Consider the following 11,992-nt stretch of genomic DNA (forward strand, 5'->3'; position numbering starts at 1 on the left):
TCAACGCTCCGTATTACTGCCAGTTATTCATAGGTGAAATTAAACGTAGCGATACCGCTAAAGTTGCCGGTCGTGCCTTGCCCGCTTGCGGTTTCAACCAGCGTCGCCAGGAGCGAAACTTCTCCAGAACTTATCTCTCCGCTCGACCAGGTGAGACGCTGACTATCGGTTGTGGAGTTGATGGTAAATGGGGCATCCGGGGTGGCAGTGCGGGAAATCGCGACGCCAATATGCTCCGCGCTGCCCTCACCAGAGAGTGAGTTCTCAATGGCCGTCACTACAGGACTGGCGTTGCCGCTAATGGTCGTTTTCAGCGCCGCGAGGCTGGAAGGGCAAGAGACCATTTTGAGCTTAAAACTGGTCGTCGCTTTCGCATTTTTCAAAATGATGTAATCCAGGCGTACCTTACCGTTAGCGCCGATGGGGATAACATTGCTGGTGCCATCGCCGGTGCCGCCTTCAATTTTCATATCGCAGGTAGTGTCACGAATATTAGCGGTAAAGGTAATATCGAGGTTATCAGCGTATGTGCCCAGGGACAGCGCCATCAGCCCTGAACTTAAAATAAGTAATCCTGTTTTTTTCCCAGCTTCAATAAGCATGTTTTAACTCCTTTTATAATGCTGTGATGCGGCAGGTCTGACCTGTCAATAGTGTTGTCGGCCCAATCTTTTTCGCATCAGGTGTGATCTGGTAGGAGACGGTGCAGGATGTGCCAGGCCCACTTCCCCAGATAATGTTTAGCATTCCTTTATCTTCAATTCCGCGGATCCAGGCTTGTCCAGCCTGGCCGACGCTACCCACGGATACGCCTTTCTCGGTTTGAACATCTGCACCCAGCGGAATAAACCCGTTATCGTCACGTGCCAGTTCCATTAACACGGAACGCCCTTGATCGGTCTCAAAGTTAACCAGCACAACGGCACCGCTACGGGGCACCGTGGTGGTACGGGTATTTTTCACTTCGACGTCAGAACGCATATCACTGATATCAAGACCTACGCTATTTTCACGGTAGGCAGACAGATAAGGCATAAGGGCATAGCCTGAAGCACCGATTTCACCGTTACCAATAGAGACGCGGGCGCCTTCTGCCCCCTCTGCTTTAATCAACGCAAGCGTATCGCTTTCGCTGATGCTGCCTGGTGCAAGTGTTACGCCACCAGAGTGCAGAACCATCCCGCCACTATAGCTGGCAGAATATTGTCGCGAATCGTCATCTGATGCTGAGACGGAAAGGCTCAGTGGTCCATGCGGGCCGTTGTAACTGCCATAACCGCTGAGCTGGTTTAATGTATCGTCGTTACGCGTGGTGCTTTCGGTAATGCTATAACTGAAGCGATTATCTTCAGTGCTGCCGTTGGCGCTGGCGTTAAAACTCCCACCACCTTTTAAATCGCTGCCGATACCCGTCGTGAGTGAGGAGAATCCGCCCGCACGCTTACCGTTGCCCATCAGCGTGTCGAATGGAATTGTGAGGTTCAGATAGACACTGTCATCTTTTTCCCCGAACTCGTCGTAGGTGCGCTGCACGGAGAGGCTATAACTTCCCCAGCTTAACGAATGACTGTGACCGACGGAGTATTGCGCTGACGAACTACTTTCATTCCAGTAGTCCTGCCAGGTTGAGTTGACATACAGCGATCCCAAATCAAGGTCGCCCATTTTCAACGGCTGGCTGATATTTACCTGGATCTGGTTTTTCATGCGCTGGAAGGTCTGATACACATCGCGGTTATTACGTTCAGGGTTACGCTCCCTGTCACGATATTTGATCTCATCGGTTAACGAGGCCGCATCGTTCAGGCTGAGGTAGTCAGACGTTGAAAACCGGTAAGCTGCGACGTTGAAAGAGGTATTCGTCGCTTCCATGAGTTTACTGTAGGAGATGCGATAACTTTCGCCTGTGAGATGTCGTAAGCCGTCGATTCGGGCATCAGAATGCGTGACATCAAAGGCGAATGCGCCCACTCTGGTGTTCATCGCAATACCCAGCAATGCGGCGTAGAAATCGCTATCGGTGTATTCCAGCCCCGTATACCCGGTGAAGGTATTGGTTAAGCCATAATAGCCCGTGGCATATCCGACCATTGGTTTGTCGCGCAGGCTGTCGTCACGCAGTTCACCTACGCCGACATCCCATCGGGAGTAACCGGGGCGAAGCATTTGCGCGACTGAAGAATATGCGACTGAGAAGGAACGTTTGCTACCATCCGTTTCTTCTACAGTGACGATGAGATCGCTTCCGTAACCTGTTGTACTGAGATCCGTAATTTCAAATGGTCCTGGCGGTACGGACGTTTCGTAAATCGTATTTCCACTTTGAGCGATTGTGACTTTGGCGTTGCTGTTTGCTACCCCCCGGATCACCGGCGCATAGGTAGATATCCCGTTAGGAAGCATACGATCATCGTTATATAAACGCGCCCCGCGCAGGCTGATGGAATCGAAGGCGTCACCACGGGTATAGGAGTCTCCTGCGATAAACTGCGCTTTAAGGGGGGTTATATCACGCTGAAGATAAATGTCCTGGCTGGCGTAATGGGTACCGGAGTCCTGATCCCAGTTCAGGTTGCCGCGTGCCCGGAGTCGCCACGGCCCCAGATTTGCCCCATAGCGTAAGCCTGCATAGGCCGTATCAGTGCTGGAATCTGGTGTGTCTGCATGCCAGCCGTTGAGATCCCAGGAGAGCATTGCCACCGGGATGCCATCTTCCCAAAGTGAAGGATCGACAAACCCCGACGGACGCTGAATAACGAAAGCCTGTGGAACAGAAAGATCTAACTCCTGGGTGGAAGGATCGTAAGCCACGCGCGAGCCTGGGTAGGCGTTCGACACAGAGATACACGTGTCATCAGAATCTTCCCCCGCTTGTTTAAGCTGTTCGGTTGTTACATTTGCCTGGATGAGCAGTTTAGATGTGATACAGGGCGTGGCGCGCGGAGTGCCATTCTCCTCAAAGAGAAGATCCGTGGTAACGGAAGGTTTCCCGTTAATAATCACCTTCACTTTATACGTTCCGGCAATAACAGGGTTGCCTTTTGAAAATCGACTGACATCAATGGATGCGCCGGTGTTATAAAGAAACTGCTCATTAAACTGCACGTTTTCTTCTTTATTATTTTCAGCAGCAAATGCACATAACGGCAATACCGCGCTTATCGATAAACATAGTAGCGAACGTCTGAAGTGCATGATGAACTCTGTCCCAGAGCAAAGCCAATTATAGTTCTTGCGAATGATATGAAGCTGATACAGAATCAATTCTGTATAAACTCATACTTATCAATTCCACCGAAATCATTGATGGCTTGCCAGATTATTTTGCTATTTCCGGCCGGGGTGTAGTTTTTCACATTCATCATCTGGATCGAGAACGGTTCAATATAATGCGTTTCGACCTCGTAACGTTTAACGCCTGAAATAAGCGTTGCACTCGCCAGCGAAACATAATAAGGCGAGTCATTTTTCGCACTTAAAACGATTTTTTGCCCTTGCCGGGTTTGAGACCATTTAAGATTTTTGGCCGCGTCTGTCGGTTCCCCTTTCAACCCTGTAGGACGGAAAAAGAGTTTAATACGGGTGCGGAAAGCAAGCTGAAGCATGCTTTGGTTGTCGCTCTCCTTTGCTTTAGGCGGAACTTCCAGAACGTTAAACCAGAACAGGGACTCTTTATCTTTTGGCAATGCCTGACCAAGCCAGGTGATTCTGACGGTTTGCCCTTTTTGCGGTTCAACACGCGAAACGGGGGGCGTAACAATAAAGGGAAGTTTCAGCTCCTGAGGATTGGTGGTATCTCTTCCATCGTCGAGCCAAGTTTGTACCAGTAAAGGCCGGGTGCCACGGTTATCCATCGACACCGTTACGTCTTTTGCCGATTCAGGATAAATGACACGGGTGCCAGAAATCACAATATCTGCACTGGCGTTAAGAGCAAAAACGCTCACCGAGGCCAGCAGCAGGGCTTTTAATCCGCTCTTAATATTCAGTACGTACATGTATAATCTCAAAAAATACGAAAAATGTGCCCAGCGGGGCACATTAACGGCAGGGATAAATTATTCGTAGCTCATGGTGAAGTAAGCGTTGGCGCTGACTTTACCTGACTGCACAGGATTCGTGCCTTTCACCCAGTTGGAGCCTGGGACATAAGCAACGCGGTAGAACAGTTTACCGGAACCCGCATTCAGGTCGGCTTTCTGCGTATTATTGTCAGGCTGGCCTACCATAATACGAGAAGAGACGGTTGGGGCATTGTTATACAGGGCAAGTGCAACGTTCGTTGCTGCGCCTGCTACATTGGCGTCAGGTTCAATGGTACCGTTTGCAATTGCACCCATATTTTTAGACATGAAGCTTGCAGAAGCAGTATCTAATGTCTCAGGGCAGTTGGTGAGTAGCAGTTCAAAATTCTTAGAGCCGACGCCGGTATCGACGGTGGTGGATTCAACCTCAGACTTTTTAACAACCGGTAGGGTGATAGTAATATTGTTTTGTGATTCACCATTTGAGGTGGAAATATTACATGTGGTATCAGTTACCGCACCATCAAAGGTGATTAAACCCAGATCTGTATCTGCAATTGCTGAAAAAGAACCTGTTACGAATAAAGTTACAACTGAAGCTAATAACGTTTTTTTTAACATGATTAAAATTCCATTTAAAAAACATTTCACTGATGTAATTCAAGCAAAGTGATGATAGGGATCTCTGAATACATTGGGTATTTAAAATTGCTTAAAACCATCATTAGAAAAAATAATTATCCTGATAAGTTACTGAAAATGATCTTGAAAATTCTTTAAAAGAATGCAGAAGAGGAAGGGTAATTTCATCCGATCTCATTCTGGCACGATATAAATTATAAATGGTAAAGATCATTTCCTTTATTATATTTTTTAGAGGAATGTGTTTTTCAAAAAAACAGACGTGATGAGAGAGCGGGAATAGGATAAATAAATGAGGAATGATTTAATTAACGATAAAAGTATGAAGGACTTTTCGCCATTTAAGGAGCGGATCCTGAGAAATCCGCTCCTCGCCGGAGTCAGGCAACCTGAACCGGGATCGCTTTCGCGGTACGTTTCATGTCGTTATCGCCTTCGAAATAGGCCACTTTAGGCTGCCAGCGGCGTGCTTCTTCGTCAGACATCATCACAAAGCTGGCGATAATCACAATGTCACCCACGTCCGCGCAGTGGGCAGCTGCGCCGTTAACGGAGATGATTTTAGACCCACGCTCGGCAGCAATGGCGTAGGTTGAGAAACGTTTGCCATTGTTTACGTTCCAGATATCAATCGCTTCGTTTTCAAGGATGCCTGCGGCATCAAGGAAATCCTGATCAATGGCGCAGGAGCCTTCATAGTGCAGGTCGGCCTGGGTGACTTTCACACGGTGAAGCTTACCTTGCAGCATTTTGCGAATCATTACGTTTACCTTTCATTATCAAGGGCGAAAACTACGCCAGCTCAACCACTTTATTATCAATCAGACGAGCCTGGCCAAGCCATGCCGCTACCAGGATCACTGCACGTTTGCTGGTTTCAGTAAATTCCAGCAGCGTATCAGCATCACGAATTTGTACGTCGTCAGCGCGAAGGCCTTTATCGTTCAGCGCCTGTTCGGCGAGGGCGACGATCTCTTCGGCGGTCAGCTCTTTGGCCAGAACCTGCTCCGCCATCGTATTCATAACCTTGCTTAAGCCTGGCGCGATTTTACGCTGCTCCGCGGTCAGATAGCCGTTACGGGAGCTAAGGGCCAGACCGTCTTTGGCTCGTACAATCGGTACGCCGACGATCTCAATGTCGTAACCCATATCCGCGACCATCTTGCGGATCAGCGCCAGCTGCTGGAAATCTTTCTCACCGAAGCAGGCAACGTCGGGTTGTACCAGGTTGAACAGTTTGCTGACGATGGTCGATACGCCACGGAAATGACCCGGGCGGCTGGCGCCTTCGAGCATGGTGGAAATGCCCGGTACGTCAACGTAAGTTGCCTCTTCCGTACCCTGAGGATAGACGTCAGCCGGTGCCGGAGAGAAGACGATGTCCGCATGGCGTTTTTTCAGCTTCTCGCAATCTTCCTGCAGGGTGCGCGGATAGCGTGCCAGGTCATCGGCGCGGTCAAACTGCATGGGGTTAACGAAGATACTGACCACCACGATATCAGCCCGAGCACGCGCTTCGTCGACCAGTTTCATATGGCCGTCATGCAGGTTGCCCATGGTTGGGACCAGTGCGATACGTTTACCTTCCTGTCGTGCGCGACGAATATGCTGGCGAAGCAGCGGCAGGGTTTCAATGATTAGCACAACGAGACTCCTTAATGGAAACTGTGTTCTTCAGCCGGGTAAACACCGGATTCAACGTCGGCAATATACTGCCTGACCGCGGCGCGCATGTCGCCCGCTTCCGTGAGGAAATTTTTGGCAAATTTAGGGATGTGTCCACCGGTAATACCGAAGGCGTCGTGCATGACCAGAATTTGACCATCGGTCACGTTTCCTGCACCAATCCCGATAACCGGAATCGACAGCGCGTCGGTGATGCGTTTCGCCAGTTCAACCGGAACGCACTCCAGCACCAGCAGCTGCGCGCCTGCGGCTTCCAGCGCCAGGGCATCATCAAACAGCGTCTGGGCTGCGTCACCGCGGCCCTGCACCTTATACCCGCCAAAGATGTTGACGGATTGCGGCGTCAGGCCCAAATGGCCGCACACCGGTACGGCGCGCTCGGTGAGCATTTTTACCGTCTCAACGAGCCAGGCTCCGCCCTCGATTTTAACCATATTGGCCCCGGCACGCATGACTGCGGCAGCATTTTCAAAGGCTTGCTCTGGGGTGGCATAGGCCATAAACGGTAGATCGGAAAGGAGCAGGCAGGCAGGTGCGCCACGGCGCACTGCGCGGGTATGGTAGGCGATGTCTTCGACCGTAACCGGCAGGGTGGAATCATGTCCTTGTACCGTCATCCCTAACGAATCCCCAACCAGCATGACGTTGATACCCTCTTCGGCAAAGAGTTTGGCAAAGCTGTAGTCATACGCGGTGATAGTGGCGAAGCGTTTTTTTTCCTGTTTGCATTTCTGCAGTAAGGAGATGGTGGTTGGTTTCATACTGTTTCCTGATAGCCCAAAAGCGAATCTTTGCGCATTCTAACAGTAACATTCGAGGGAACAATGATTTTAGATAGTCGATTAGCCACAATTATTTTATGGCTAATGGGCAGGGGAACTGGCTTACCAGCGAGCGGGTTTTTCCGCGTGGAGGTTGTCCAGAATGTCCCTGAGCGGAATGCCGTCCGGGAAGATGAGATCGGGGGCGACTTCAAACAGCGGCCAGAGCATAAACCCGCGGTTTTTCATATCGTAATGCGGAACGGTGAGCCGTTCAGTGTTAGTGGTCTCGTAACCAAACAGCATAATGTCGAGGTCCAGCGTGCGCGGTCCCCAGCGTTCGGCTTTGCGTACGCGGCCCTGCTGCAGTTCGATGCGCTGGGTATTGTCCAGCAGCGTTTCGGCATCCAGAGCGGTTTCCAGCACCACGGCGGCATTAAGATAATCAGGCTGATCCTGAGGACCCAGCGGCGGCGTGCGGTAGAAAGAGGAGACCGCCACGATCTTGCTTTGCGGAATCTCACCCAGCGCCTGAACGGCAGCATTCACCTGCTCCAGCGGAGAGGCTAAATTGCTGCCGATGGCGATATACGCGAGGGTCATGCCGTACCTTCACGACGCGGCGCGCGCTTGCGCGGACGACGATGACGGCGACGCGGTTCCGGCTCTTCATCCAGCCCGGTAAGCATATCTTTCTGCTCTGGCGGTGCGGAAACCTGGAATTCGGCCCACCACTGCGTCAGACGCTGCAGCTCCTGGTTCCTTTCAATCTCAGCACGCAGCGACAGCAGATCGAATGCGGCGCGGAACTTCGGATGCTCCATCAGCTTCCAGGCGCGTTTGCCCTGACGACGGGACATGCGCAGCTGAAGCTGCCAGATATCGCGTACCAGCGTGGTAATCCGTTTCGGGATCGCCAGCGTACGGCATCCTTCGTCGAGCACGTCGTTTGCAGCCAGCGCAAAGGCATCATAATAGGCGAGCCCGCTCTCCTGGGTAATTCGCTGGGCTGTTTCCAGCAGCGGGTACCAGAACATGGCCGCAAACAGGAACGCCGGGTTCACGCGCATGTCGTTGCGAATGCGGGTATCGGTATTTTTCAGAACCTGCGCAATCATCCGTTCCATTGGGCTGTCACCGCTTTCGGTGAAGTAGCGGGTAATGGTCGGGAACAGCGGCTGGAACAGGTTGTATTCACGCAGCAGATTATAGGTTTCAAAGCCGTGGCCAGCCTGCAGCAGCTTCAGCGCCTCTTCAAACAGGCGGGCAGGCGGCACGTCGTTGATAAGCGTCGCCAGACGCGGAATCGGCTCTGCCGTTTCCGGGCTGATGCGCATATTCAGCTTGGCGGCGAAACGCACGGCGCGCAGCATACGCACGGGATCTTCACGATAACGCGTTTCCGGCGTGCCAATCAGGCGGATCAGACCTTCTTTCAGGTCCTGCATGCCGCCGACGTAATCGCGTACGGTGAAATCCGCCACGCTGTAATAAAGGCTGTTGATGGTGAAGTCGCGGCGCTGGGCATCTTCTTCGATAGAGCCAAAGATATTATCGCGCAGCAGCATACCGTTCTGACCGCGCTGCGACGTGGTGCGATCGGATGCGCCCGCTTCGTGGTGGCCGCGGAAGGTCGCCACTTCGATAATCTCGGGTCCAAACATCACGTGAGCAAGGCGGAAACGGCGGCCAACAAGACGGCAGTTACGGAATAATTTGCGCACCTGCTCAGGCGTGGCGCTGGTCGTCACGTCGAAATCTTTCGGTTTTTTGCCCAGCAGTAAATCACGCACCCCACCGCCCACGAGATAGGCCTCGTAGCCCGCTTTATTCAGACGATAGAGCACCTTGAGGGCATTTTCACTGATATCTTTGCGGGAAATAGTGTGCTGCTCACGAGGAATAACCGACATGTGTGGCTGTGCAATAGCATCGTTCGCCATGCTCTCTTCGCGGCTTAGCACTTTACGGCAAAAATTAGCGACTCGGGTAAAAATGGTACACCTCGTAGTGTGTTTTGTTATGAAAAAAGCGGCTAATCATAGCTCAGCGCAACGCATTTGAGAATGCTGGATTTTTGGCACTGCTGTGAGCGTCCAGTGAGCCGTTGCCATTTTCAGCAGTTCGTCAATTCGCAGATCCTGCCATTCGTTGGTTACATTCTGGTTGAGAAATCGCAGCGCGTCGATCAAAACAGGACGCGGATCGCCCTCTGGCAGGGCCGGGGCGTGATTTTGCTTTGACAGCTTACAGCCCTGTGCATTGACCGCCAGCGGCAGATGAATGTAATCCGGTGCCGTCCAGCCAAACTGGTGATAAAGGGAGATTTGTCGCACGGTAGGTTCAACCAGGTCCGCCCCGCGCACGATTTCCGTCACGCCCTGAAAATGATCGTCCACCACCACGGCCAGGTTATAGGCAAACAGGCCGTCACGACGGTGAATAATAAAATCCTCACGTGCAAGACGCTCATCGGCAAGGATTTCACCGGAGAGTAAATCGTTAAAGCGCGTCACAGGGGAGCGCTGCTTGATACGTACGGCGGCATTTTCCGGAGGAAGATTAAGCGTGCGGCAGTGACCGTCATAGACCCCTCCCACGCTCTGGATACGCGCGCGGGTGCAGGTGCAGTTATAGGAAAGTCCCTGAGTGCTAAGCCAGGCCAGACGTTCCCGATAAGCGTCGTGACGTTTTGACTGCCACAGAACGTCGTCATCCCAGTGAAGACCGTAATGTTCCAGCTGACGCAGAATGGATTCTGCTGCACCGGGAACTTCACGCGGAGGGTCAATATCTTCAATGCGAACGAGCCATTTGCCCTGGCGGGCGCGAGCCTGCAGGTAGCTGCCGAGCGCGGCAATTAATGAGCCGAAGTGTAATTCACCGGAAGGAGATGGCGCGAAGCGCCCAATATAGTGTGATTCAGACATATCAACAGTAACAAGGCGGGAGAAACTCCCGCCTTTGGAGTGTGTAAACAGCGCTGGTGTTAACCGGCCATCTGTTTTTCGCGGATTTCGGCCAGCGTTTTACAGTCGATGCACAGATCGGCGGTTGGACGCGCTTCCAGGCGACGAATACCAATTTCAACACCGCAGGATTCGCAGTAGCCAAAATCTTCGTCTTCGACTTTTTTCAGCGTTTTCTCGATTTTTTTGATCAGTTTGCGTTCGCGGTCACGGTTACGCAGTTCGAGACTGAACTCTTCTTCCTGAGCGGCACGGTCTACCGGATCCGGGAAGTTAGCAGCTTCATCCTGCATATGAGTAACGGTGCGATCGACTTCATCCCTGAGTTGATTACGCCATGCTTCAAGAATACGCCTGAAGTGCGACAGCTGGGCTTCGTTCATATACTCTTCGCCCGGCTTCTCTTGATACGGCTCCACCCCAGCGATGGCGAGAATACTCAGGGACGATGTTTTACGGTTTTGCCCTTCTTGCATGTTGCTTCTCCTTAACACGCACTATCGATCCCCGTGTTGGGGGAAAAATCAGGTCGCTATAAATAGCAGATGCTTTTCCGGATGGCAATTATCTAAACGTAACACTTGACAAGCCTGTGAGGAAAAGCGTATTTGCGCACGCGGCCAGAACACTTAATCATCAATCGTCTAATCCCTTATAAGACAATGGGAAGAGAGGATCTCAGAGTCATATTATCGGCAGAAAGTTCCGCTTTATAAGCTAAAACCTCTACCCCCTGCTTTTGTGCCTCATTCAACAATTGCGCGTATTTAGGATCAATATGGCGGGCAGGGGAGAAACGTTCAATGGCTGAATGCAATACCGCAAACAGCAATACGGCGCGTTTGCCCGCCGCCGCAACACTCATTAGCTCTCGCAGATGCTTCTGGCCACGTAGCGTTACCGCATCCGGGAAGTAGCCATTTTCCTGTTCCGCTAACGTCACTGATTTTACTTCAATATAGCACTCAGGCCTGTCTTCCGCCTGTAACATGAAGTCAATTCTGCTGCTTTCATCGCCATACTTCACTTCACTTTTATGGGTGCCATAACCCACCAGTTCGGGAAGGGCACCAAAGGTCAGGGCTTCCTTAACTAATTGATTTGCGCGCAGGGTGTTAACGCAAATAAATGCCCCGTTTTGCGTTTCGGTCATTTCCCAGGTATGAGCATATTTGCGTTTAGTATTTTCTGAAGTGGAATACCAGACTCTGTCACCCGGCGTCGCACACCCCGTCATGGCCCCCGTGTTGGGGCAGTGCAGGGTGAGCTGTACGCCTTCGGGCGTGATCACGTCGGCAAGGAAACGTTTGTAACGTTGGATCAGCGTGGCGTGCTGCAGGGGAGGATCAAACTTCATCAGAATTCCTTTCGGTGTTGCCCAGCGTCCAGCGCTGGAGCGGCGTATAGCGGGTGCGTCCCTGTGCAAAGACGGATTCATAAAGCGCGAATTCATTGACCGGAAAAGCCCAGTGAAAACCCGGTGGCGGGATGGCAACGGCCTGACCTGCATCGCGCAGCAACGTGATATGCGGATGAAACGGCTGCGGGCTCTGATAACAGCCGCTGCGTGCCGCCTGCGCGCGCAGCATATTCGCCAGCTGCAATAATCCGCGAGGCGGCTGGCGCGTCCCCAGCCAGAGCACGCGAGAACGTAGCCACTGACCCGCGTCATCGAGGTGCAGCGTAAATTCCGGCTGGGTAATACGCCCGGCCATTGCGGCTAACGCCCGCTGTTTTTCGGCACTGACGTCGCCCAAAAAGGCCAGCGTCAGGTGCAGATTCGCCGCCGCAACGGGGCGGCCTGCTTCTGGCGGGAAGTGTTCAGCGCGCCAGCGAACAATTTGACGCTGTATTGTGGCGGGCAATTCAATGGCAAAAAACAGCCGTTTCGACTCAGACATACGGGAGG

General features: G+C 52.1%; 13 protein-coding genes. All 13 read right to left on the reverse strand.

What is annotated here, in order from left to right:
- Positions 1-23: 23 nt before the first annotated feature.
- Positions 24-602 carry a fimbrial protein gene (locus E3U32_RS16850; RefSeq protein ID WP_134349684.1) on the reverse strand — a complete coding sequence of 193 codons (579 nt, stop codon included), beginning with the start codon at positions 600-602 and terminating at the stop codon, positions 24-26.
- Positions 603-615: 13 nt separating this feature from the next.
- Positions 616-3,195 carry an outer membrane usher protein gene (locus tag E3U32_RS16855; RefSeq protein WP_134349685.1) on the reverse strand — a complete coding sequence of 860 codons (2,580 nt, stop codon included), beginning with the start codon at positions 3,193-3,195 and terminating at the stop codon, positions 616-618.
- Positions 3,196-3,260: 65 nt separating this feature from the next.
- Complete coding sequence (locus tag E3U32_RS16860) at positions 3,261-3,998, reverse strand: fimbrial chaperone (RefSeq protein WP_134349686.1); 738 nt, start codon at positions 3,996-3,998, stop codon at positions 3,261-3,263.
- Positions 3,999-4,058: 60 nt separating this feature from the next.
- Complete coding sequence (locus E3U32_RS16865; RefSeq protein ID WP_134349687.1) at positions 4,059-4,646, reverse strand: fimbrial protein; 588 nt, start codon at positions 4,644-4,646, stop codon at positions 4,059-4,061.
- A gap of 401 nt (positions 4,647-5,047) precedes the next feature.
- On the reverse strand, positions 5,048-5,428 hold the full coding sequence (gene panD, locus E3U32_RS16870) for an aspartate 1-decarboxylase (RefSeq protein ID WP_006810068.1): 381 nt from the start codon (positions 5,426-5,428) through the stop codon (positions 5,048-5,050).
- A 31-nt stretch (positions 5,429-5,459) separates the two neighbouring features.
- On the reverse strand, positions 5,460-6,311 hold the full coding sequence (panC, locus tag E3U32_RS16875; RefSeq protein ID WP_134349688.1) for a pantoate--beta-alanine ligase: 852 nt from the start codon (positions 6,309-6,311) through the stop codon (positions 5,460-5,462).
- A gap of 11 nt (positions 6,312-6,322) precedes the next feature.
- Complete coding sequence (gene panB, locus E3U32_RS16880) at positions 6,323-7,114, reverse strand: 3-methyl-2-oxobutanoate hydroxymethyltransferase (RefSeq protein WP_134349689.1); 792 nt, start codon at positions 7,112-7,114, stop codon at positions 6,323-6,325.
- Positions 7,115-7,237: 123 nt separating this feature from the next.
- Entirely contained in the window at positions 7,238-7,717 is a 480-nt protein-coding gene (folK, locus tag E3U32_RS16885; protein WP_134349690.1) for a 2-amino-4-hydroxy-6-hydroxymethyldihydropteridine diphosphokinase, read from the reverse strand.
- The gene (pcnB, locus tag E3U32_RS16890) at positions 7,714-9,111 is read right to left on the reverse strand and encodes a polynucleotide adenylyltransferase PcnB (protein WP_072210735.1); all 1,398 of its coding nucleotides are present in this window, start codon (positions 9,109-9,111) and stop codon (positions 7,714-7,716) included. The genes folK and pcnB overlap by 4 nt, the downstream gene beginning before the upstream one ends.
- A 42-nt stretch (positions 9,112-9,153) precedes the next feature.
- Positions 9,154-10,044, reverse strand: a complete 891-nt coding sequence (gene gluQRS / locus E3U32_RS16895; RefSeq protein ID WP_134349691.1) for a tRNA glutamyl-Q(34) synthetase GluQRS — start codon at positions 10,042-10,044, stop codon at positions 9,154-9,156.
- Positions 10,045-10,103: 59 nt separating this feature from the next.
- A complete protein-coding gene (dksA, locus tag E3U32_RS16900; protein WP_003829221.1) occupies positions 10,104-10,559 on the reverse strand; it encodes an RNA polymerase-binding protein DksA in 456 nt (151 codons plus the stop codon).
- A gap of 176 nt (positions 10,560-10,735) precedes the next feature.
- Positions 10,736-11,440: a DNA/RNA nuclease SfsA gene (gene sfsA / locus E3U32_RS16910; protein WP_134349692.1), complete on the reverse strand. Its 705-nt coding sequence runs from the start codon at positions 11,438-11,440 to the stop codon at positions 10,736-10,738.
- On the reverse strand, positions 11,430-11,984 hold the full coding sequence (gene thpR, locus E3U32_RS16915) for an RNA 2',3'-cyclic phosphodiesterase (RefSeq protein ID WP_134349693.1): 555 nt from the start codon (positions 11,982-11,984) through the stop codon (positions 11,430-11,432). Before thpR ends, sfsA begins: the two co-directional genes overlap by 11 nt.
- Between the last annotated feature and the right edge of the window lie 8 nt (positions 11,985-11,992).

The sequence above is a fragment of the Lelliottia nimipressuralis genome (assembly GCF_004402045.1).
GTDB classification, from domain to species: Bacteria; Pseudomonadota; Gammaproteobacteria; order Enterobacterales; family Enterobacteriaceae; genus Enterobacter; species Enterobacter chinensis.